At 62.4% G+C, this 22,295-nt stretch carries 15 protein-coding genes; 10 read left to right on the top strand and 5 right to left on the bottom strand.

Features of this window, described 5'->3' with window-relative positions; translation table 11 throughout:
* The first annotated feature begins 740 nt into the window (after positions 1-740).
* Both B2585_RS20590 and B2585_RS20585 read left to right on the top strand, forming a co-directional pair.
* A complete protein-coding gene (locus tag B2585_RS20590) occupies positions 741-1,961 on the top strand; it encodes an exonuclease SbcCD subunit D (protein ID WP_292025943.1) in 1,221 nt (406 codons plus the stop codon).
* A gap of 4 nt (positions 1,962-1,965) precedes the next feature.
* A complete protein-coding gene (locus tag B2585_RS20585; RefSeq protein WP_292025942.1) occupies positions 1,966-5,691 on the top strand; it encodes an AAA family ATPase in 3,726 nt (1,241 codons plus the stop codon).
* A gap of 247 nt (positions 5,692-5,938) precedes the next feature.
* Here B2585_RS20585 and B2585_RS20580 read toward each other — a convergent pair whose 3' ends face one another.
* From B2585_RS20580 to B2585_RS20570, 3 genes are all read right to left on the bottom strand, one after another.
* Positions 5,939-7,162, bottom strand: a complete 1,224-nt coding sequence (locus B2585_RS20580; protein ID WP_292025941.1) for a hypothetical protein — start codon at positions 7,160-7,162, stop codon at positions 5,939-5,941.
* A gap of 195 nt (positions 7,163-7,357) precedes the next feature.
* On the bottom strand, positions 7,358-8,161 hold the full coding sequence (locus B2585_RS20575) for a recombinase family protein (RefSeq protein ID WP_292025940.1): 804 nt from the start codon (positions 8,159-8,161) through the stop codon (positions 7,358-7,360).
* 1,108 nt (positions 8,162-9,269) lie between these two features.
* Complete coding sequence (locus tag B2585_RS20570; protein ID WP_292025939.1) at positions 9,270-10,166, bottom strand: LysR family transcriptional regulator; 897 nt, start codon at positions 10,164-10,166, stop codon at positions 9,270-9,272.
* 130 nt (positions 10,167-10,296) lie between these two features.
* Between B2585_RS20570 and B2585_RS20565 the strand changes: the two genes are divergently transcribed.
* From B2585_RS20565 to B2585_RS20550, 4 genes are all read left to right on the top strand, one after another.
* On the top strand, positions 10,297-11,577 hold the full coding sequence (locus B2585_RS20565; RefSeq protein ID WP_292025938.1) for a gallate dioxygenase: 1,281 nt from the start codon (positions 10,297-10,299) through the stop codon (positions 11,575-11,577).
* Between the two features lie 66 nt (positions 11,578-11,643).
* Positions 11,644-12,630 (top strand): TRAP transporter substrate-binding protein, encoded by a 987-nt coding sequence (locus B2585_RS20560; RefSeq protein ID WP_292025937.1) that lies wholly within the window; start codon positions 11,644-11,646, stop codon positions 12,628-12,630.
* 6 nt (positions 12,631-12,636) lie between these two features.
* Positions 12,637-13,158, top strand: a complete 522-nt coding sequence (locus B2585_RS20555) for a TRAP transporter small permease (RefSeq protein ID WP_292025936.1) — start codon at positions 12,637-12,639, stop codon at positions 13,156-13,158.
* Positions 13,151-14,455: a TRAP transporter large permease gene (locus B2585_RS20550; RefSeq protein WP_292025935.1), complete on the top strand. Its 1,305-nt coding sequence runs from the start codon at positions 13,151-13,153 to the stop codon at positions 14,453-14,455. The genes B2585_RS20555 and B2585_RS20550 overlap by 8 nt, the downstream gene beginning before the upstream one ends.
* A gap of 183 nt (positions 14,456-14,638) precedes the next feature.
* Here the strand turns inward: B2585_RS20550 and B2585_RS20545 are convergent, their stop codons facing one another.
* Both B2585_RS20545 and B2585_RS20540 read right to left on the bottom strand, forming a co-directional pair.
* Positions 14,639-15,841 carry a LysR family transcriptional regulator gene (locus tag B2585_RS20545; protein WP_292025934.1) on the bottom strand — a complete coding sequence of 401 codons (1,203 nt, stop codon included), beginning with the start codon at positions 15,839-15,841 and terminating at the stop codon, positions 14,639-14,641.
* A 130-nt stretch (positions 15,842-15,971) separates the two neighbouring features.
* A complete protein-coding gene (locus tag B2585_RS20540; RefSeq protein WP_292025932.1) occupies positions 15,972-17,339 on the bottom strand; it encodes an aminomethyl transferase family protein in 1,368 nt (455 codons plus the stop codon).
* A gap of 190 nt (positions 17,340-17,529) precedes the next feature.
* On the opposite strand from B2585_RS20540, the gene B2585_RS20535 reads away from it, so the two are divergent.
* From B2585_RS20535 to B2585_RS20520, 4 genes are all read left to right on the top strand, one after another.
* On the top strand, positions 17,530-18,474 hold the full coding sequence (locus B2585_RS20535) for a LysR substrate-binding domain-containing protein (protein WP_292025929.1): 945 nt from the start codon (positions 17,530-17,532) through the stop codon (positions 18,472-18,474).
* Between the two features lie 52 nt (positions 18,475-18,526).
* Complete coding sequence (locus B2585_RS20530; protein WP_292025928.1) at positions 18,527-19,498, top strand: TAXI family TRAP transporter solute-binding subunit; 972 nt, start codon at positions 18,527-18,529, stop codon at positions 19,496-19,498.
* Between the two features lie 74 nt (positions 19,499-19,572).
* A complete protein-coding gene (locus tag B2585_RS20525) occupies positions 19,573-21,996 on the top strand; it encodes a TRAP transporter permease (RefSeq protein ID WP_292025926.1) in 2,424 nt (807 codons plus the stop codon).
* Positions 21,993-22,295 (top strand): sulfatase-like hydrolase/transferase (locus tag B2585_RS20520; protein ID WP_292025924.1); only part of this gene is annotated, 303 nt, incomplete at its 3' end. The genes B2585_RS20525 and B2585_RS20520, both read left to right, overlap by 4 nt.

The following is a 22,295-nucleotide window of genomic DNA, read 5'->3' as shown; positions in this document are numbered from 1 at the left end:
CAGACGCAAACGCGACTCCAATCCAAGAAATTTCGGACGCTGGATTTTCTTTACCACTTACAGTGACTTATAAGTAATTCACCAAATTGGCGTAGTCATGAGGTCCGGAGAATATGGGCCCTGAGAGACCGCTTCCGGGCTTCCTACCGCTCGGGCCAGTGCTCAGCCCCTCCCGCATAACCCTCGAAAACAACGAGAAAATCCGGCCGCATCCGGATCGGGAGATCACTTTCGCGGGGGCAAATGGCGGAGACGAAGTCCGCCAGGTTGCCAAGTGAAAAACCTTAACCTATTGAAAATAATAAAATTAATCCTTAACGCGCATCATGTTTGTATTGCAAAATGTATAGCAACTTCCTCGCTCTATTGTAACCGGCATACCCGTGTCGGCAAGGCGTAGAGAGGGATCCTAGCCACCCGGCGAATTATCCAGTGATTGCCCCTACGCGAACCCGAGCACCACTGCGGCCGACGATGTGACGACCGGTTTCCCCAAGTGCGCAGACATGCGTTGTTCCTTCGATACCATACCTTGCAATCGAACCCGCCGCGCTCTCAGGGGTGCTGTGCTGCCCGCTGAGCGCATCCGTGCCGGTTTTGGGGCGGAGGAGGCCGAAATGCACGAGGTGCGCCCTGAGCGCGCACAGAGCCCAGGCGCAATGGCGATCGAATGTCCGCGCAGCAGCTGCTACGGTCTACAAAAACGAAACCGTTTGAAATCACGAAGTTGGATACTCCTAATGCGCGCCCTACACACCGCAGATTGGCACATCGGTCAGACCCTGAACGGCTGGTCGCGCGAGGCGGAGCACGAAGTGTTTCTGAATGCGCTCGCTGAACTCCTCGAGACCGAGGAGATCGACCTCCTGCTCGTGGCGGGTGACGTCTTCGACACCACCAACCCGTCGGGCGAAAGCCAGCGTCTGTTCTATCGGGCCCTGGCCGCGTTCAAGCAGCGGCGGCCCAATTTGACCGTGGTGATTTCGGGCGGAAATCACGACCCGGCGCTCAGGCTCGAGGCGCCGGGCGACCTGATCGAGGCGTTCGACATCCACACCATCGGCACGACGCGACGTAAGAATGGCGCGGTGGACGTCGATGCACACCTGGTGCCCGTGCCGGGACCGGACGGGGAACCTGCCGCGTTCGTTCTGGCCATCCCGTTTCTGCGCGCCGCGGACCTGACCGGCATCAGTTTCTCGGCCGACGATCAGGATCGGTCGATCATCGAGGCGGCGCGGCGGTTCCACGCCGAGCTGACAGACGCCGCTGCTGCCAGGATCGGCGACCTTCCCCTGATCGCGACGGGCCACCTTCATTGTGCTGGCGGACTGGAGAGCGAAGGGGTCGAGCGGCGGATTCTGATCGGTGGTGCGCATGCGGTGCCGCCCGACATTTTCCCGGAGAGGCTCGACTATGTCGCCCTTGGTCACCTGCACGGGCCGCAGAGCCTTGCGAAGGGCCGCGTGCGCTATTCCGGCAGCTGCTTCCCGCTCTCGGCTTCTGAAATCCGGTATCGCCACGGCGTCACCATCCTAGACATCGACGGACGGACCATCACCGCCACGCATCGGGACATCCCCTGGCCGGCCCCTGTGCTGCGCCTGCCGGAGACGGGAACCATCGACCTCGCCGGTCTCGAGGAAGCGCTGGCCCGGATCGAGACCGATGCGCCCGTAGACCTACGCCCGTTGGTCTACGTCGAACTCGTAGCCGAGGATGCCCCTACTGTCGTGCTGGGCAAGGCGGAGGCGCTCTTGCGCGAGGCGCCGGTGCGGACCGCTGGCGTGCGCATTCACCTGCCCGAAGCCAAGGCAGAAGCGGGTGCGACGCCTCCTGCCGTCCCGCTGTCCGACACCGACCCCGAGACCTTGTTCAGTGCCGCTTTCGAAACCCAGAACGGCTTTGCACCAGAGGCCCGCCACCTCGCGGCGTTCCGCGACGCGGTTGGAGAGGTCTGAGCGCATGCAGATCCTGTCGATCCGGGGCGAGAACATCGCGAGCCTCGCTAAACTGTTCGAGATCCGGCTGGACGCGCCGCCGCTGTCCTCCGCCGGGCTGTTTGCCATCACGGGGGAAACTGGCGCGGGGAAGTCGAGCCTCCTCGACGCCCTGTGTCTGGCGCTATACGGCAATTGCCCCCGCCTGTCGGGTGATGGCACGTCCGAAGCGGTGGCCGATATCGGCGGGCAGGAGTTGCGCTCGACCGACGCGCGTATGGTGCTGCGCCGCGGCGTGGCCTCCGGGTTCGCCGAGGTCACCTTCCGCGCCGCCGACGGGGAAACCTATGTCGCCGGGTGGCAGGCCCGCCGGGCGCGCGACCGGATCGACGGCCGCCTTCAGGCCATCGAACGCAGCCTTGCACGCGGTGCCGATGGGCAGATGTTGGAAACCCAGATCTCACGGGTGAACGAGAGGGTCGTTGGCCTGACGGGCCTGACCTACGACGAATTCCGCCGCACCGTTCTCCTCGCACAGGGCGATTTCGCCGCGTTTCTGGATGCCAGGACGCAGGAGCGCGCGGCGATCCTTGAAAAGGTCACGGGCACCGGTATCTACCGCGACATTTCCCGCCGGGTGTTCGAGCGCAACCGCGTGGCGGTCGCCGAACTGGCCACGCTCGAAACCCGGCGCGGCGAGCATCAGCTGCTGTCGCCGGAGGAGCGGACGGAGGTTGCCGACCGGATCACCACGCTGCGCGCCGAACAGGGCGCTGCGGTGACGGCGCTCGAGGCGGTTCGCAAGGACCTCGCCCAATATGCAGCGGTCGAGGCTGCCGAGGCCAACCTCGCCAAGGCGAAAGCGCGGTTGGATGCGGCGGAGCGGGCGCAGGCGGAGCTTGGGGACGACCGCGTCTGGCTGGCCGACTGGGACCGGGCGCAGGCCCTGCGCGGCGAAGTGCGTGAGCGCGGGGATGCGAACCGGGCTCTGGACATGGCGCGGGAGGATCATGCCCGGATCACGGGAGAGCTCGCGACCCAGAAAGGGTTGGTCGCAGAGGCGCAGACGCGATTCGACGCCGCGAAAGTCGCACGGGACGAGGCGGAGCGCGTGTTCAAGGCCTTCGCGCCGGTCTGGGATCAGGCCTCTGCGCTTGACGAGCGGGTTGCCGGTGCCGTGGACGAACATGCGACAGCGGCGACGGCATTGGACGAGGCGCGCAGGGCCGAGGCGGGGGCGCAGGAGGTGCTCGCGGAGCTTGTGGCCGAAGAGGGGGCGCTGAAGGACGCGGTGGCGGAAGCCGAACGGGTTCTGGCTGCGGTCAGAGGGCACGAGGTTCTGCTGGCGAACCGGAGCCTGATCGAGGAACGCCTTGGTGCGCGGATCGAACAGGCCCGGTTGGCCACGACATCGGACGCCGAGGCTCAGGAGATGGCGGAAACCATCGTGGCGGAGCGTGAACGGCGGCAGGCTCTTGAGGCTGATGCCAAGGCCGCGCGTGGTGAAATCGACGCGGCGCGAGAGGCGCAGGAGGCCATTGCGGACGAGCGCAAGCGGCTGACCGAGGCGGCACCGGGCGCGCGACTGGAACGGCTCGCACAGGCCGAGGCGGACCTGCGCAACCTGCGCGCCGCCGCGCATGATGTGCGGCTGGCGGATCGGGCATTGGCGGACAGTCAGGACAGGTGCGCGAAGGCCCGGACGCTCATGTCTGAGCAGACGAAAATCGTGGAGGCGGCGCGCGCCGAACAGAAAGTCGCATCGGAACTGGTGCAGGCCCTGCGCCAGCCGTCGGAGGCGGCGAGCGCCGCAGCGTCGCGCGAGGCCGAGCATCTGCGCCAGCACCTTGTCGACGGCACGCCCTGCCCGGTCTGCGGTGCCACGGCGCACCCGGTCATGGCGGATGGCGAGATCGCGACGCTTGCCGAGGATTTGCGAAATCGTCTGACCGAAGCACAGGACCGGAGCAACAAGTCCGAGACCACGGCCACGCAGGCGGCCCTGCGGATCGAGGCCGCCGAGACGACGATCAAGGCCGAGACCGAGCGCGCGCCCGACCTACGGGCGCAGGTCGCCGAAGCCGAGACGGGCTATGCACGGGCGTCGAAGCCTCTGGAGGATGGCCTGCTGGCGGGCGAGCTGCCGGAGGGGCCGCGCGCAGAGGACGCCCTGTTCGACGCTCTGGCGGCGCGCCTTGCAAGGTGGCGCGCAGGGCTTGAGGTCGACCGCGACCGGCTTGCCGCGCTCGACCGGGCGCACCGGGAGGCTGACGCCTTGATCGACGCGGCCAAGGCGCGGATCACCGAGGGGGAGGACAGGATCCGCGAAATTGCGGAGGTGCTCACGACGAAGGAGCGGGAGATCGCGCGGGTCGAGCAGGCAAGAGATACGGCGCAGGGCACGATTGCAGAGATTGATCGCAGGCTTGCCCCGCTGCTGGAGCCGACCGAGATACGCGCCGAGGCCTTTGGGCCGGATGCCACGCTCGACGACCTGCGCGCCACGTTCATGACGCTCGACGCCGCGCGTGACACGATTGAAGCCACCCGGAAATCGCTGGCAGATCTGTCCACAAGTCTCGCCAAGGCGCAGGCGGACGCCTCAGGCGCGAGGATGGCGCGGGAGCGGGCCGAGGCGACGGAGCGCAGCCGGTGCGAGACGCTGGAGCGGCTTCGCGCCGACCGTGCACAGCTGCTGGGCGGCGAGGAGACCGGCCCCCACCGGACCCGCCACAACACCGCGCGCACGACGGCGCAGGCGGCGTTTGATGACGCGCGCGAGGTATTGGACAACTCTGCCCGTGCCGAGACCGCCTTGGCGAGTACGCTGGCCGCAGCAGACAAGGCACAAACCGGCGCGGCGGCCCGTGTCACGGCGGCTGAAGCGGCGCTCACGGCTGCCTGCGAGGCCGCCGGGATCGCGGAAGCGCACCTGCTTGCGCTTCACGCCACTGAGACCGCGACCGTCGAGGCGCGGCGGCAGGCGCTCCGTTCAGCCGACACTGAACGCGCGGCCGCGCAGGGTGCCATGCAGGAACGTGACAACGAATGCGCGACCCTGAAGGCCGAGGGCCTGCCGGACACGCCGAAGCCCGAGCTTGAGACGGCCAAGGCGACGATGGAGACCGAAACCCAGAGCCGGGGGGAGACGCTCGGCGGGCTGTCCCAAAAGCTCGAGGCCGATGCCGTGGCAGCCAAGGCCCTCGCCGGTCTGGAGGCCGAGATCGAGTCCGCGCGCAAGACCGCCGAGACCTGGGCCGCGGTGAACGACGCAGTTGGCTCCGCGAAAGGCGACCGGTTCGCGCAGATCGCACAGGCCGTCACACTCGCCTTGCTTGTCGAGCGCGCCAACCTGCACCTCGACGATCTGAAACCGCGCTACCAGCTCAAGGTGGCGGCAAGCGACCTTGCGCTCCACATCATCGACCGGGACATGGCGGACGACGCGCGGCCGACGCGGCTCTTGTCTGGCGGCGAACGCTTCCTCGTGTCTCTTGCGCTTGCCCTAGCTCTGTCCGGCATGGGCACGCGCGGCGTGCTTGCCGGCACGCTCTTTATCGACGAGGGGTTCGGCTCACTCGACTCCGGCAGCCTCGACCTTGCGATTGACGCGCTGGAGCGACTACAGGCTCAGGGCCGCACCATCGGCGTCATCAGCCACGTCCAGGCGATGAAGGACCGAATTCCGGTTCAGCTTCAGGTCCAGAAAACCGGTGGTGGCGCGAGCGAGATCGACCTGGTCGTTCGGTAGTCATTTCAACAGAACTACACGGCCACTTATGAAATTGGGGATGTGCCGCAGGGGTGCGCCTCCAGCCAAATCGGGGCGCCCCAAGAGCGCGACCACCCTCAGAGGCGCTGTGCTGCCCGCTGAGTGCATCCAAGCGGTTTCGGGCGGTCCGGGGCTACAGGCGCGCGAAAACGGGCCCTGAGGACGCTCAGAGAGTCTCTGCGGCAGCATCGCGCCGAGATGCAGGGGCGGAGGCGGCTTGCTCTCTCTAGCCGTCGGCTTCTTCGATATCTGCGACAGCGGACCGGATGGCCGGGCGCAAGACGTCGACGAAAGTGTTGGTTCGGTCGGCAAGCCATGCCAGCGCCTCGGCACGTATCGTTGCGTCTGACAGGTCGCCGAAGTGACGCTCATCGATTGGAGGGGACCAGTCCTTCGCATCATAGCGCGTAGCGGTTTCGCCAAGATCAACGAGGATGTCGTCAGCGCGTTCACGCATCAGAACTTCCACTGCCTTTGCTCCAACTGTTTCGCGCGTGTAGGTTAGATAAAGCCCCACCGTCCCCTTCGTGATGTCACGGTAGACGTTAATCCACGCTGTCGCGCCCGGCGCCGGAAGCACGAATGCGATGAAACCTTGTCGTGTTGCGCGCGGAGTAGGCTGATCAGGGTCGTCGAGATCAAGAACCGCAAGAAACTCACTCCAGAACTGGGCGCGATCATCGCCAAGAGCGCGTGTATCCGGATCGATCTGATCGTCTGCCTGCGTCTCATCTTCAAGCCCAAGGCCGACCGGAAGTTCTATAACGCGCCGCACTTCAACCAGCGCTTTCGCCAAGACACGTGGCAGGGCGAGCTGTCCACCGCCAGGGGCGTCGTAGATCGGCATCTCGACAAGGCCGAAGGAGAACTGCAGAGCACCTTGGTCATGGAGATGTTCGAAGATTGCTTCAACGCCGCCTCGAATACCATCGCCGAGAATGATTAGAAGGCACCTGCCCCGCTCGAGCGACGTGGTCAGTGTGTCGTGGAAGGCAGCCTCATCGACTTCGGGGTGACGTGCCCGGACCAGATCGATGATCGAGGGCACACCGCGCCGGGCGGCTTCGCGTTCAATGTCTGCCGAGGTCCAGCGCGAGAGCTCCTTGGCGTAATCGAGCACCTGGCCCACAACCTCGCGGCGCGCTTGTGGATTGCGCCATAATTTGCATTCGACAATGACTGGGAGGCCGGAGGGTGTGATGAGGAAGTTGTCGATCGGGCCGGCGGGTGTGTTCAACTCCCTGCAGATCGAAATCGCACCCTCGAAGGCCGGGTCGATTTCGGTGATAGGAAGTGCTTCAGGGTGATCGTGAACCAGTTGTTGAAGCTGCACTTCATTGAATTCACTACTTTTCACGAGGGACACGCCTTCGCTTTGGTCCGGCGAGATGAACACCGGGTGCCCGTGCTGCCTTGTCACTTCCACCACCTTTACATTGTCGCGGTTCATTTCTGACGCGCGAAGGAAACCAATACAACCGGGCGGCAGCGCCCCTCATGGGTAAAATGGCCATGGGAGGTTTGGTGCCGAGCATACAGCCGGCACCAGAACCGATCCTCCTCGCTCATATCGAAATTCTCTAGGACTTCGACTTGCCGCAGCATCTCGGGCCGCAAGTGAGAAAAGCTATACATTCGATTGCTCTCAGAAGGCCCCCCACCTGTCATCGTCGGCATAGCTCATGTCACCACCAGACGTATCGGCCATTTCTTTTTTGAGAAGCTGCCGAGCCTTTTTTACGAGAGGCCGTGCGCGCTCAACTGTCCATTCTTTGTTCCGCCGGGTGCGCAGGCCTTTCTGCTTCAAGACCTCAACGACGTCTCTGAGGTAACATCCGAACGGATCTTCCAGCTCGAGGAGCGCGTCTGCTATGTCGCGCACGAGTTTGTCCGCCGCCTCCTTATTGGCAGCGACCCCGCGTGGCTGTGCAACGGTTTTGATTTCGCGGTTGCCGAAGGTAGCACCTTGCTCGCGCTTCTTCGCCATGCCCTCTTTCGTGCGCCGGGAGAGCTTTTCTACGAAGCGCTCATCATGGAGGTGTGTGGCGGCTTCAGACGCTTCACGGAGGGTATTTCTTTCAAGCACACAGACGACCCGGTCGAGGTTCACAAGAACGGAGGCAATCTGTTTCTCGATCTGCCTGTAGCGCGACAACCTGCTCCAGTCCCACACGACAAGAACCGCATCCTCCGCTTTCGCAAGACCAAGGGCTGCTGCGAGGCCTTTGCGCTTGTAGAAGCTAGTGTCGCCTTTTCCAGAGGCCACGTCTTCGAAAATCTCAATCAGGTCGTATCCAGCGCGCGAGGTGTAGGCCATGATCGCCTCCTTCTGGAGCTCGAGGCTCATGCCGTCCGTGCCCTGCTGCTTCGTTGACACCCGAACATACCCGACTGCTCGCTTCAGTGACTGCTTCCTGGCGCGTTCCTGCTTTTCGGTTTCCTTGCTCATGACCTGCATAGACCTCCTGGTTAAGTGTTTGATGTAGCTAGATAGGTATATAGCAACTTGGACGAGGAAGTGCGTGAATGCCTATCCGTCCCCCTTAGGCATCCACAGAGTCGAGCGAGTGCGTGAATGCCTAAGGGGTCAGTCCTTGAGGCAGGCTCATTTGGAGCCCGTTGCGGCACCGGCGTCCGGCCGCATGCTGTAGCGCTGGTCTCGACAGTGCGATCCATTGGCACGAACCGCCGCAGGTTCCTCGCGCTTAAGTGCTGCAGGTGGATAGGAGCGTTCGCGGTGTTGGCTGGAGTTAGACCAACAAGAGCGTGTCGCTTTTATCCTCCTCGGCAATGACCGCGCCCACGGGCGATGCTTTGCGCCAGATTATCCGCTACCGGTCAGGCGTTGGTTCGCAGCTACCTACACGAATAGCTGTCTAGCTAGGTCTCCAACGACGGCATAGGGCAGCATTGCCGACCTTTCACGGCATGTCTGGACGTGAACTCGTCGCTCGAACATGCGTGCCTGCACTTGGTGTGCTCGCTGTTGCGCTCTCTTGGTTGGTCTCACCGGTGTGCTGGGTGTGCTCTGGGGCTCGCTGTGCTCGTCGCTGAGTGCTATCCTGGAGTTCGCGAGTGTCGGCTCGCTTGACCGTATCAGGTCGCTCTCTGGTGCGCGTTCACGTCGATCTGTCAATCTATGTAAACCTCTTCGGTTCTGACTGCGTGCCGAAGTGCCTATTTTCTTAGTGTTTTGGGGTCGCAGGGTTTACATGGCTCGGCAAAAAACGTGGTTTTGGGTCCGGATCTGTCAACTTTATGTAAACTTTATGTAAACCTTTGAGGGGAACAAAGAGTGAATACGTGCGTGTCCGAGCATTCCGAGGGTTTACATAGGCAACCCTTTTCGAGGGCTATGTAAACCCTATGTCAACCTCCGGCGTGGTTTTCGCCTGCGCGCGCCGCTGGCTCGTAGCCTCCTCTACAATATGAAAGGGATCCGGCGCGGCGTGTCGATCCATCCATTCCTGGACCGGGCCCAACGGTTCACGACTGGAGTGCGAATAATGGCCGCCAACAAGGAGTGAACACCCCACGCGAGGGCTCTAAGATTGGGATCATCGCTGGCGGCAGATTTCTTCCAAGAAATCGACGAAGACTCTTAAGCGCGGCGAAAGAAGTCGGCGGTGAGGGTAGACGACGGATAGGACGGATGCGTCGAGGTCGAATGTGACGTTCTTGAACGCTTCGACCAGACGCCCGCTTGCGAGACTCTCGCGTAGATAGAGGCGGGGAAGTGCCGAGACGCCAGCGCCATTGACGACCGCTTCGCGTGCGACCAGCGGGCTGTTGACATGAGATACCCCGGTCGAGAGGTCTATTTGGGTTTGCACGCCGTCCACCCGGACTGGCATCCGTGCGCGGCCGTAGCGTTTTTCGCAGATGCGGATGTGGGAACGGATCTGGTCAATGCCCCCTCTCAGGTCGTGGGTAGAAGCATAGCTCGGGCTCGTAACCCAAGCCAGCGGCCCGGCGACAAGAACTCGGCTGATTAAATCGCTGTCGACTTTAGGACCGACTACAACAGCGAGGTCGACCTGATCGCGCAGAAGCTCAATTCCTTGGGTCGTGAGGACAAGGTCAAGGGATACATCGGGAAAGCGGATCTGAAATTCGGCGATGTGCGGCGCGACAACCTCTTGCGTGAAGGCGGGTGGCATAGCGGCAACTACGCGGCCAGACGGTTCAGCGGACATGCCGGCGGCCGTTGCGTCCGCCTCACGCACCTGATCGAGGATGAGGAGGGCTTTTCGGTAGAACACCTCGCCTTCTTCCGTGACGCGCAGGTTCCTTGAGTTCCGTTCGACGAGCCGCAGGCCGAGCGCGTGTTCAAGCCGGGTGAGCGTTGTGGAGACCGTTGATTTGGGTTGACCGAGCACGTCGCTCGCTGCAGAAATCCCGCCCTGTTCAACGATTGCGACAAAGACCGGGATGTCGTCGATCTTCCATTTCATGACCACTTCCTTTGTTCAGAAAACTGAACGCTACTTTCATTTTGTATGTATTGTTCAAAAAGTCCACCGCCATATTATCGCCTGCGACTCGACCGGGGCCTGCGCCCGGCGGCCAGACGGAGGACAGCATATGGCACGTATCATCGGAGGCATCGGCGCCTCGCATTCACCCACCATCGGGTTCGCCAAGGACACCAACAAGCACAACGATCCGGCGTGGAAGCCAATCTTCGACGGCTTCGATGTCGTGCGCAAATGGGTGCAGGAAAGAGAAATCGACGTGATCTTTCTGATCTACAACGATCACGTCACCTCGTTCTATTTCGACCACTACCCGTTCTTCTCGATGGGGATCGACGACACCTATTACCCGGCGGACGAGGGCGGAGGGCCGCGCGACGTGCCGCCCGCCAAGGGGCATCTGGGCCTGAGTCAGCACATCGCGATGGCGCTGACCGCCGACGAATTCGACATGAGCTTCTTTCAGGGCAAACCGGTCGATCACGGTCTGCTCTCGCCCCTGTCGATGCTGGGCGACGCCGACGGGCCGTGGCCGGGCAAGGTGGTGCCGCTCCACTGCGGCCTTCTGCAACTCCCGATCCCGTCGCCGCTGCGCATGTGGAAGCTAGGCAAGTCGCTGCGCAGGGCGATCGAAAGCTACCCCGAGGATCTGAACGTCGCGATCATGGCGACTGGGGGCCTGTCCCATCAGGTCCACGGCGAACGCGCCGGGTTCATCAACGAAGACTGGGACGACGAATTCTTGCGCCTCATCGAAACCGACCCCAAAAAGCTCGCCAACATGCGGCTGGCCGAATACGTGGTCAATGGCGGCATGGAAGGGGCCGAGGTCATCATGTGGCTCATCATGCGCGGCGCGCTGTCGGACGACGTGACGCTCAAGCACAAGATGACCTATGCGCCCTCGGTCACGAACATCGCGACCATGATCCTCGAAGACAACGGCGCACCCGCGACCGAGGCCGCGAACGAGGCCTACCGCGACCACATCGGCTATCACCTCGCCGGGGCCGATCAGGTCGAAGGCACGCACCCGCTGACCCATGCCCGCAGTCATACCGCGTTCCGCATCAACAGCTTCCTGCACGATCTCATCAAGCCCGAGCACCGCGAACGCTTCCGCACCGACTTCGATGCGCTGGCCGCCGAGCGTGGTCTGACGGACGCGGAAATCGCGCTCATCAAGGGCCGCAAGTGGATCGAGATGATCCACTACGGCGTGTCGTTCTTCATGCTCGAAAAGATGGCCGCCGTGCTTGGCGTGCCCAACCCCGAGGTCTACGCGGCCTTCCGGGGCGAGACGCTGGAGGAGTTCCAGAAAAGCCGGAAAGTCGCGATCACCTACGGCGTGGGCGGCGGCGACAAGGCCAAGGCATTGAACGAGGCCTAAGGCCCGTTCCCCGAATTGGGCCCGGTGCAGCCGCCGGGCCTTTTGCACCCAAGAGGGAGGATCACCATGGGTATCATCAAGACCATCGGTCTGGCGACAATCACGGCCATCATCGCCACGAACGCCGTGGCACAGGAACTGAAACTGGCCGATTTCCAGCCGCCCACCCACTTCATCGTGGACACGACCTATACCCCGTTCGGCGAGGCGATCTCCGCAGCCACCGGGGGTGAGACGACCGTGAAGGTGTTCATGGGCGGCGAGTTGGGCGCAGGCCCGGCCGAGCAGAATAACCGCGTGGTGGACGGCGTAGCCGACATCGCCTTTGGCCTGCCCGGCTACACCGCGTCGAACTTCCCGCTCACGCTTATCTCCGAACTCCCCGGCGTCCTCACTGCCAAGGGCGGCACGCAGGCGATGATGGACAACGTCGACATGCTGTCTGACGAATATCGCCGCGTGCAGCTTGTCGGCCTGTGGAACAACGCGCCGAACCTGATCCTGACCGCGGAAAAACCCGTGCGCTCGATGGACGACCTTGTAGGTATGAACATCCGCGTGCCGTCGCGCAACGCAGGGATCGTGGTGCAGGCCTGGGGCGCGAACCCAGTGTCGATGCCCGCGCCCGAGATCTACAACGCCATGCAGACCGGCGTGATCGACGGGGCGATGATCGACCCGACGACGCTCAAATCGTTCAAGCTGGCCGAGGTGACGAATTTTGTCACGCAAGGCATGGACACAACGATTTCCGAGTTTTTCCTCATCATGAACCGTGACGTGTTCGCGGACTTGGACGACACCGCGCAGCAGGCCGTTCTGGACGCCGGGCGCGAGGCCGCGCTGACCGCCGGGTCCACCTGGCTCAAGATCGCGGACGACGCAATGGCAGATTTCGCTGCAGCCGAAGGCAAGGAAGTCATCACGCTGTCTGAGGATGAAGCGGCCAAGTTCAACGCCGCCTCCGCCGCCGCCGTGGAACAGATCGTCACCGATGCCGAAGCCGAAGGTATCCCCGCGAAAGCGTGGATCGACGCGCTCGCCGCTGACTGACGCACGATGACCACCTCCAACACACCCGCCTGGCCGGACCTATTCGGCCGGGCGACCTTCGCGCTCGCCGCTCTCGCGGGCGTGTTGCTCATCCTGATGATGGGGTTGATCGCAAGCGCTGTGTTCATGCGCTACGTCATGGGCAACCCGCTTCTGGGCGTGAACGAGATCGTGCAGCTTGCCGCGGTCGCGATCACCATGCTCGCGCTGCCTTACGCCACCCATCTGCACGCCCACGTCCGCGCCGACATCTTCGACCCCGCACTGGGCCGGGTCGGGCGTTGGTTGGCCGACATCTTGACCCGTGTCCTGTCAATCTGGGCATTCTGGATTCTCGTCGGACGCGCCTGGGACAAGGCTGCCGAGGCCATCGAGTTCGGAGACGCGACCAACATGCTCGACCTCCCGATCTGGCCGCTCTACGCGCTGGTCGTTCTGGGCATCGGGCTGGCGATGTTGATTTTCGCCGTTCAGATCGTGCTTCTGATCCTGACGCGGCGCGCATTCGGAGAGCCGGAGAATGGCTGACCTGACAATCGGTATTCTTGGCTTCGTCGCGCTCTTCGCGCTGATGATCTTGCGCACCCCGGTCGCCTTCGCGATGCTCCTGACCGGCTTTTTCGGCATCTGGTGGCTTGACGGTCTGCGCCGCGCCGGGGCCGTCCTGATGACCGAAACCTATTCGGCTGTGGCGAACTATTCGCTCATCGTCGTCCCGATGTTCATCCTTCTGGGCAACGTCGCCTCCGCCGCCGGGTTTTCGCGCGGGCTCTATGACGCCGCCTATGCCTGGGTAGGCCGCCTGCGCGGCGGTCTGGCATCGGCCAGCGTCATCGGCTGCGCGGCCTTCTCGGCAGTGTCCGGCTCGTCTATCGCGACCGCCGTGACCATAGGCAAGGTGGCCCTGCCCGAGATGAAGCGGCTGGGCTACGGCCCCGGCCTGTCCACCGGCGCCATCGCGGCGGGCGGCACGCTGGGCTTCCTGATCCCGCCCTCTACCGGCTTCGTAATCTACGCGATCCTGACCGAGGAAAGCATCGGGCGGCTGTTCATGGCGGGCATCCTGCCGGGGCTTCTGATGATGGCGCTCTTCATGCTGGCGATCTGGATCGTCACCCTGCGCGACCCCGCCGCGGGTCCGCGGGGCGAAAGGGTAGCCTTCCGCGAACGATTCGCGCTTCTGCTCAAGGCGCTTCCCCTGATCTTGGTCATCGTCGTCTCCATCGGCGGCATCTATCTCGGTGTGTTCACCCCCGTTGAGGCCTCTGGTGTCGGCGCGGCGCTTACCATTGTCCTTGCTTTCGCGACCCAATCCATCGACCTGAAATCCTTCGCGACCTCGGTGATGGAGACGGTAACAACCTCGACAATGCTCTACTTGATTGTGATCGGGGCCAACGTCCTGAACCCGTTCCTGTCGCTCACCGGCGTGCCCACCGGGCTCGAGGCGGGACTGAACGCACTGGGACTGGGCACCTACGGCACGCTCGCCGTGATCCTGCTGAGCTACGTGGTCTTGGGCATGTTCCTCGACGGGCTCGCCATGCTTGTCATCACCATCCCGATCTATTTCCCTGTCATTCAGGCGCTCGGCTTCGATCCGATCTGGTTCGGCGTGATCGCGGTGATCGTGATTGAAATGGGCATGATCACACCGCCCGTGGGCCTCAATGTCTTCGTGGTGCGCAACGTGGCGGGCGACGTGGCGCTCGGCACCGTGTTCCGGGGCGTCTTTCCGTTCCTGATCGCGATGATCGTTTGCCTGTTCCTCATCATCCTCTTCCCGCAGATCGCGCTGATGATCCCGAATTCGATGTTCAACTAATGAAAAATGGCCCGCCGATTCCCGAGCCATTTGCCTCAAATGGCATCTTCGAAACGACAAATACGATCGAGTTGAAAAATGCGAAGCTAGTCTCGGGACAACGTTTCGAAAAAGACAAAGTGGTCTATCGAGACCAATGCGGCATCGGTGGGGACCTACAAGCGGGCACCCTGCCACGATGCGTCATGCGGCGGCTTGAACTACCTGATCCAACAAGCATTCGAATTCTGCCAGCGCCGCGTCATGCGGTTCATCGGCCAACCTGGTCAGCGCGATGGTTGCGCGTCTCTTGGGCAGTCCAGTGGCGACTTCAGCAAGACCAGAGCGAAGTTCAGCCAACTTGCGCTCCGAATATGTGAGCATCGCTACGGAATTACTGTCAATCAGCATCTGCTCGGCGGTGCCGAATGAAAGAAGTTCGCAGGTTTGGGTCGGGGGCGCGATGTTGAGGTCTGAGAACACTGCCTCGAAGTAGCTCCTCACTGGTGTGCCGTGTGGCGCAACGATCCAATTTGTGCGAGTGAACGCGTCCGCGTCGCTGGTTGCCGCATGAAGAGGGTGGTCCGCCTTGGCGATCACAGCAAAACGCTCTTCATACAGCGGCTTCTCAATCAGACCCCGTGGGCAATCGTCCCCGCGTGCGATCCCAACGATGCGGTCGATCTCGCGCCGCCTCAACGCCCCGACAAGGCTGTTGTAGCTACCAGGAACTGCGAGCAGGCGAACATGAGGATGATCGTTCGTAAGTGCGCCAAAGGTCTTCAGAATGAGGTCCTGCCCTGAAAATGGCAGCAGCCCCACACTAACACGACCGACTATATCGGCCTCCAAGAGCCCAAGCTGTTCGCGCATTTGTGCCTGATAGTAACTGATGTGACCTTCAAGTTCCGCGAGAGTATTTGCTGCAAGGAGAGGCGTCATGCCAGCCGGCGAGCGGGTGAACAGGTCAAGGCCAAATCTTTTGGATAGATTGGAGAGCATCCGGCTCAGATCGGACTGTGACCGTCCAAGGGCCAGCGCCGCCTGGGTAACGCTGCCATACCGACAGATTGCCGCCACCATTTCAATCTGATTGGACCTTAAGTTCGTGCGTAAAGATAACCTGGCCGCTTGGTCAGAGAATAGCATCGCTTCAGCGGCGTCGAGAGCGCTGACCACGTAGCCACTGAATCGGGCAACCACGTCACCTTGAGAAGTAGTGTCGGCCCCTGACCACCCACGATCGAAAATCTTGGTGCAGAGCTTATCTTCAGCGGACGAAATCAGCCGTGACAAAGTTGGTTGCGAAGTATGCAGAACTTCGGCGGCCAGCTTGAAGCTCCGCGCTCGAGCGACGCAGTCGACAGCGACAAGTTCGCGGATATCAAGTTTCGGCGTTTCGGTCATATCGCATCGAGCTTCATGCATATTTCATACGTCACATGGAGCCAGATACAAAGAGACCCCCGGCGTTCCGTTAGGAGATGTGCCGGGGGTGAGGAATTGGGCGGGGGGGGACCCCGTCTAATTGAGGCGATTATTTCTGAGCGCGGTAGCTTTCGCGCGAGGCCGCGTGGATCGGCCACGGATGGACCTCGGCGCTGACCTTCATCTGCACATGCTCTTCGACATGCGGCTTCTGGGTGCCGCCGTCCTTTTCACCCCACAGGATGTCGAGCTTCGTGCCCTGCTCAGCCAGATCGCCGCGCACCATCGCGAGGGAAATCCACGCGCGTTCGTTGGCGGAATAGACGGGATAGGTCGAAACACCCACCTGCTCGCCGTTCAGAAGAACCTGGTCATAGGGGTGCGCCGCATAGTGGCCGGCCGGCAGTTCCATCAGCTTCGGGCCGGGGAACGGCCCCATGAGACCCGCAAAAATCTCCAGCACTGACTCGGGATCCCAGACCAAAGTAACCTTGGTGCGATGCTCCTGCTCGGCCATATTTTCGAGTGCTTCACGCCCGATGAAATCATGGTCGAACTTGACCACACGGCCATAATCAAGGTCCCAAGGGGTCAAGTAGAATTCTTCGACGTTGTCAGGCTGAAATGACCCGCCCACAGAGGTGACGGCCAAGAAATTGTCAGCAGGCAGCCATTCGCGGAAGCCCTTCATGGAGTCGCTGGTGTAGATCGCGGGGAGCGGCGACGGGATCCAGCCGGACTCCATCGCAGCGCAGGAATAGGCGCGGGCGCCAGCGCGAAGCATGCCGTATTTCTCACCCACTTCCAGAAGCCGGTCATGGACCTTCTGGCCCTCTTCATAGGGACCCCAAAGTTCCAGGCCCTGCGCGCCGCCCATGCCATGGCTCAGCGTGCGTGCGGTGCACCCTGCGACGGTGATCTCGCCCATGTTGAAGAACTTAGTGGTAAGCGGACCGCCCTCGTTCACCTCGTTCAAGATATCGAGCGCTTTGGGACCCTGCACCTCGAAGCGATAGAGCTTGCGCGGCTTGTCTCCCTCAAGCGAGCGAATATCAAACTCGGTCGTCACGTCAAAATCGCCGATCTCGGCCTGATAAGCGAGCCAGTAGGCCAGTGGGGGACGGCCGACATAGAGAATCTCATCGTCCTCGAGCCCGAAAATGATGCCATCGCCGATGACATAGCCATCCGGGTTCACACAGATCAGCTGCTTGGACTTGTTGCGGCCGAAGGTGGCAAAGCTATTCACGCCGACATAGGAAAGGAATTTGATCGCATCGGGACCGCGCACGTAAAGGTCAGTCATGTGATAGGACTGGTTCAGCAGCACCGCCCCGTTGCGCCACGCCCGGACCTCTTCCATCCAGTTGGTGTATTGCGGCGCGATCGGGAACACGTATGGCCCTTGCTGCGCGTTTTGCAGCATGTCGGACGCGTTCTTGTAGAGATTGATGCGTTCTTCCAGCGTTTTTGTCATTTGGTATCCTCCTGAATTCGGATCGCCCTGCGACCCGCGAAAATCTGCTTGAGGATCGTCTAACCGTTCGACGGTTGGTCAGCTTATGCGGTTTCTAGATAACCTGTTTCAAAATCTACATATTGAATCGCCGGCGCTTTTCGACGCGCACCTTCCGCGATTGCGCCGGGGCGGTTACAGTCCCGCCATCATGATCGACAAACGATTGAAAATGCGTCACCTGCGCTGCTTTCAGGAAGTCGTGCGCCAGCGCGGCATCGTGCGCGCGGCCGAGGCGTTGAGCACGAGCCAGCCTGCCGTTTCGCGGACCATCTCGGACCTTGAAACAATTCTAGACGTCAAGTTGCTCGACCGGCGGCGCAAGGCGTTCGAACTGACGCCGGAGGGGCGAGAATTCAACCGGCTGATCTCCAGCGGTCTGCACCGGATCGAAGAGGCAGTCGAAACGGCGTCGGGCGAGCGGCCACGAGGCGACAGCGTTGCCTGCGGCGTGCTTCCGACATACGAGGCGCAGTATTTCCCGCAGGTGGTGGCGCGGTTCAAGGCCGAGGTGCCGAACACGACGCTGACGGTCCTGCGCGGCACCAACCTTGAACTGATGGACAAGCTGCGCGCGGGATCGATCGACTTCGTCGTAGGGCGTATGGCCCATGGCGAGGCGATGCGCGGGCTTTCGTTCGAGCATCTCTATTCCGAACCGATCCTGTGCGTGGTGCGCAAGGATCATCCACTGCGCCGAAGACCCATCGGCGATTTCCGCAGCCTTCTTGAGTTCGGCATCATGCTGAACCTGCAAGGCACGATCCCTCGGCACGAGGTCGATCGCATCCTGCTTGCCAACGGCATCAGCGACATACCGGACCTGGTCGAGACCGACTCGGCGGACTTTGCCCGCGATTTCTTGCGCGCGACCGATTACGTGTGGCTCATCCCGCAGGGTGTCGTGCAGCGCGAGCTTTCGGCGGGCGAGTTCGTGACGCTCGAAGGGCTGAGGTTCGACACGCTCGGCCCCGTGGGCCTCACCGTCCTGCCGGATCGCCAGATGAACGCCGCAGCGAGCCGCCTGATCGAGATGATCCGGGATGCCGTTCCGCTTCCAACATATCAAAAAAGTAATGCAATAACGCCAAAATAGCATTTTTCATTCGAATTTTGATCTGCATCTTGGTCGCACTAGGGAGGACACCATGAAACATCTCATTACTGCGACCGTGTTGGCCGCTGGTTTAGCGACCACGGCCAATGCGCAAACCTTCACCGCTGAAACCGGCAATCCGACTGGGATGACGAACCTGTCGACACAGGTGATCGCCAATTACAGCGACATCGACATGCAGATCAACTCGGGCCAGACGCTTACCAAGGCTTGCATGAACGTCGCCACCGGAAAGGTGGACGTGGCCGTGTGCCCGCCGACCGCCTACAACGCGATGACGCGCGGGGCTGGCCCGTTCAAAAACAACGCGGACGAAGCTATGGCGGCGTCCGAGAACATCCGCGCGCTTTACGGCTTCACCAACGGGATCTTCCACGCCATCGTCCGCGCGACCAGCAGCATAGAAACCTTCGACGACTTCGCGGGTCGCCGCGTGTTCACCGGCCCGCCCGCCGGGGCCGCGAACGCGCAGGCGCAGTCGATCATCGGCGCGTCGTCCGGGCTGGTCGGCGGTCAGGACTTCGAAGTCGTGCGACTTGGATGGGGCGCGGCCATTCAGGCGTTTCAGGACAACCAGTTCGAGGCGTTCATGTTCCCGTCTGCGGTCGGCAATGCCGCCATCGAGCAGCTTGGCGAAATCCGCCTGATCGACCTACCCGATGCTGCGCTCGAAACCGAGGTCTGGGAGAAATACGAGGCGGGCGGCGCGAACGCCGTCGGCGTCATTCCGGCGGGCACCTATTCCAACGTCGTCAACGAAGGTGAGGTGCAGGGTGCCGAGAACTTCATGCAGACGACAGTGAATAAGGATATGTCCGACGACGATGCCTATGCGCTTACCAAGGCGTTCTGGGAGAATCTGGACAAGGCCAAGGGCGACATTCGCGTGCTGGCGCCAGTCAGTATCGAAAACGCTTTCACCGGCATGTCGGCCAAGTTGCATCCGGGCGCGATGCGGTATTACGAAGAAGTCGGCGTGACGATCCCGGACGCGGTGAAGTAACCGTCCCAGCCTGCCGATCCGGCTGGACCCCACGGGGTCCGGCCCCCCCTTGCCCTTCAGCACATGGTGATGTCATGGCGTCTGCGCCGGTCAAACCCCTGACCCCGTTCCTTCTGGACAACAAACGGGCCGCGACGGCCTTTGCATGGGCCGCCTTCGCGATCCTCTGTCTGGTCGCCGAGACCATCATCTCGCTCAAGTTCAACCTGTATCGCTACGCGGCCCTGCCCGTCGGCTGGGCGCCGGAGGGCATCACCTGGCTGCGGTTTCTCGCCCTGATCTCGACCGCCGGGTTTGCGTGGAAAACAGCCACGGCCGGACGGCCCGTCGCGCTGTGGTTCGGCCTTGCCGCGCTGGCGCTTCTGGGTATCGATGCGCTGGTCGGCTTCAACTTCGCTCCGCCCTTCGAACCGGACGTGGATCTCAGGGCTTATGAATATCCAATCCTGCGGGTGGGTGATTTCGGCATTCGTGTTGTGCCGATCCTGTCGATGGGGCTGGTGGCTGCGGCGCTTTTCCTGATGCAGCCTCTGCGCAATCTCGAACACGGGCGCGCGCGAGCGGCCATGATCGCGGGCCTCGTGATGGGTTTGACCGGGCTTATCTCGGTCCTGCCCGCCATCCCGTTCGCGACCATCGGGCTCGCGGCGTGGCGCGGGGAATACATCCCCGACATGTTCGGCATCGGCCCGGCTAGCCCGACCGAGAAATACAACGCGATCATGTTCGTGCTCGCAGCGCTGATCGTCGTCCTGACGCTCGGCCGCTCCGAAGAGGACATCGGGCGATCGCAGCATCGCGGCCTTGCCATCGGGGACTGGATCGCCTTCGCCGCGCTTGGATATGCCGTCTGGCAATACCTCGTGATCGGGACCGAGACCTTCGGGCTTGGCGTGTCCGACGCGCATACGGCGGTGATCGGTTGCCTTGCGATCCTTTACCTGTGCTGGCGCGTATTCGGGACGGCGCTTGCGCTTTGCGGGGCGGTAGCATTGGCCTATTACTTCGCATCGAGCTACCTGCCCGGCATTTTCCACGCCCTCGCGCTTGGCTACACCTCGGTGGCCGAGAACCTGTGGTTCAACACGGCAGACGCAGTCCTTGGCTCGAAGCTTTCGATCCTTCTCAATAATGTGCTGCCCTTCATCATCTTCGGGGCGCTCCTGTCGGCCACCGGGGCGGCGGATTCGCTCATCAAAATTTCGTTCTACCTCATGCGCAACGCGCGCGGGGGTCCTGCCCATGCCGCGGTGCTGGCCTCGGGCCTGTTCGGCTCGGTCAGCGGCTCGGCGGTGTCGAACGTGGTTGGCACCGGGGTCGTGACCATTCCGATGATCAAGAAGCGCGGCTTTCGGGCCGAGTTCGCGGGCGGGGTCGAGGCAACGGCATCGACCGGAGGGCAGATCATGCCCCCGATCATGGGCGCCGCCGCGCTGGTCATGGCTGACCTGACCGGCACGCCTTATCTCAACATCATGACCGCCGCGCTCGTCCCGGCGTTGGCCTATTACCTGTCGCTGTTCGCGACCGTCATGTTCGAAAGCCGGCGGCTCGACATGTCCGCGCAGGGCAGCGACGAACTCGACCCAGGGACGACCCAGGATTACGTCAACGTCACGTTGCTCGTGTTCCTGCCCCTCGGCGTCATTATCTGGCGGCTCATCGCCGGCGCGTCACCCGCTGGATCGGCCCTGACCGCCATCGTTGTCGTGCTACTCTTGTCCGTGTTTAGCCCGGACGTGCGCCGCTCACCGGTCATCCTGCTCACAGCGATCGCGGACGGCGGAAAGACCTTTGGGCGTCTCCTGATGGTCGTCGGTGTCGTGGGGATCATCGTCGGTGTCATGGACGCGACTGATCTGCCCTCGCGCCTAGGGCGCTCGATCTCGGACTATGCGGAGGTGGCGCTCTTGCTCACGCTCATCATCACGGCTGTCGTTTCGCTCCTGCTGGGCATGGGGATGCCCACCCTGCCAGCCTATCTCACCGTCATCATCATCTTGGGTCCGGCGCTCAATTCGCTCGGCCTGTCGCTAATGACCTCGCATATGTTCGTGTTCTACTTCGGTGTCGCGTCGGCGATCACACCCCCCGTCGCAGTCGCGGCCTTTGCCGCCGCCGCGATCGCCGGCGCGAAACCCATCGGCACGGGGATCGCCGCCGTGCGGATCGGGATCGTCATCTTCGCCGTGCCGTTCATGTTCGCGCTGAACCCCGACATGATGATCGTGCCGGAGGCCTTTGACGATGGCGCGGCCTTTTCATTGATCGGGTTTCTTTCAGCAATCCTCCGCACCCTCGCCATGATCTACCTGTTCGCCAGCGCGATGAGCCGCTTCGACCGTCACCGCATGCACCCGGTCGAGGTGCTCTTGCGCGTTGGCCTCGCGCTCCTGCTGATCGCGCCGCAGCCCGCCGTGCATCTGGTGGCCTTGGCCGGCGCGCTTGGAATCGTGGCACAGCATTACCTTCGCTCACACAAGGAAAAAGCCGCATGACCGAACGCCCGAACATCCTTGTCATCATGGTCGACCAGATGCGCGCGGACTGGCTTGGGGTCGCAGGTCATCCGGTGGTCCGGACCCCGAATATCGATGCGCTTGCCGCGCAGGGCACGCGGTTTACCGATTTCAACGTCGCGACCCCCGTGTGCCAGCCGAACCGCGCGTCGATCCTGACCGGGCGCTATCCTTCGGTGCATGGGCTGCGCCACAACGGGTTGAGCCTGCCATATTCGCAAAGCACCTTCGTCGAGGCGCTTCGGGCCTCCGGCTATGCCACCGCACTGATCGGCAAG

Origin of the sequence: Maritimibacter sp. UBA3975, assembly GCF_002384975.1 — a bacterium.
GTDB lineage: Bacteria > Pseudomonadota > Alphaproteobacteria > Rhodobacterales > Rhodobacteraceae > Maritimibacter.
Note: the sequence above shows the minus strand (reverse complement) of the source record. Positions and strands in the feature narration are given on the sequence as shown.

Excerpts from the sequence above, each read along its gene's own strand:
- B2585_RS20590 (WP_292025943.1), top strand. The coding sequence starts at position 741 with ATGCGCGCCCTACACACCGCAGATTGGCACATCGGTCAGACCCTGAAC.
- B2585_RS20585 (WP_292025942.1), top strand. The coding sequence starts at position 1,966 with ATGCAGATCCTGTCGATCCGGGGCGAGAACATCGCGAGCCTCGCTAAA.
- B2585_RS20580 (WP_292025941.1), bottom strand. The coding sequence starts at position 7,162 with ATGAACCGCGACAATGTAAAGGTGGTGGAAGTGACAAGGCAGCACGGG.
- B2585_RS20575 (WP_292025940.1), bottom strand. The coding sequence starts at position 8,161 with ATGAGCAAGGAAACCGAAAAGCAGGAACGCGCCAGGAAGCAGTCACTG.
- B2585_RS20570 (WP_292025939.1), bottom strand. The coding sequence starts at position 10,166 with ATGAAATGGAAGATCGACGACATCCCGGTCTTTGTCGCAATCGTTGAA.
- B2585_RS20565 (WP_292025938.1), top strand. The coding sequence starts at position 10,297 with ATGGCACGTATCATCGGAGGCATCGGCGCCTCGCATTCACCCACCATC.
- B2585_RS20560 (WP_292025937.1), top strand. The coding sequence starts at position 11,644 with ATGGGTATCATCAAGACCATCGGTCTGGCGACAATCACGGCCATCATC.
- B2585_RS20555 (WP_292025936.1), top strand. The coding sequence starts at position 12,637 with ATGACCACCTCCAACACACCCGCCTGGCCGGACCTATTCGGCCGGGCG.
- B2585_RS20550 (WP_292025935.1), top strand. The coding sequence starts at position 13,151 with ATGGCTGACCTGACAATCGGTATTCTTGGCTTCGTCGCGCTCTTCGCG.
- B2585_RS20545 (WP_292025934.1), bottom strand. The coding sequence starts at position 15,841 with ATGACCGAAACGCCGAAACTTGATATCCGCGAACTTGTCGCTGTCGAC.
- B2585_RS20540 (WP_292025932.1), bottom strand. The coding sequence starts at position 17,339 with ATGACAAAAACGCTGGAAGAACGCATCAATCTCTACAAGAACGCGTCC.
- B2585_RS20535 (WP_292025929.1), top strand. The coding sequence starts at position 17,530 with ATGATCGACAAACGATTGAAAATGCGTCACCTGCGCTGCTTTCAGGAA.
- B2585_RS20530 (WP_292025928.1), top strand. The coding sequence starts at position 18,527 with ATGAAACATCTCATTACTGCGACCGTGTTGGCCGCTGGTTTAGCGACC.
- B2585_RS20525 (WP_292025926.1), top strand. The coding sequence starts at position 19,573 with ATGGCGTCTGCGCCGGTCAAACCCCTGACCCCGTTCCTTCTGGACAAC.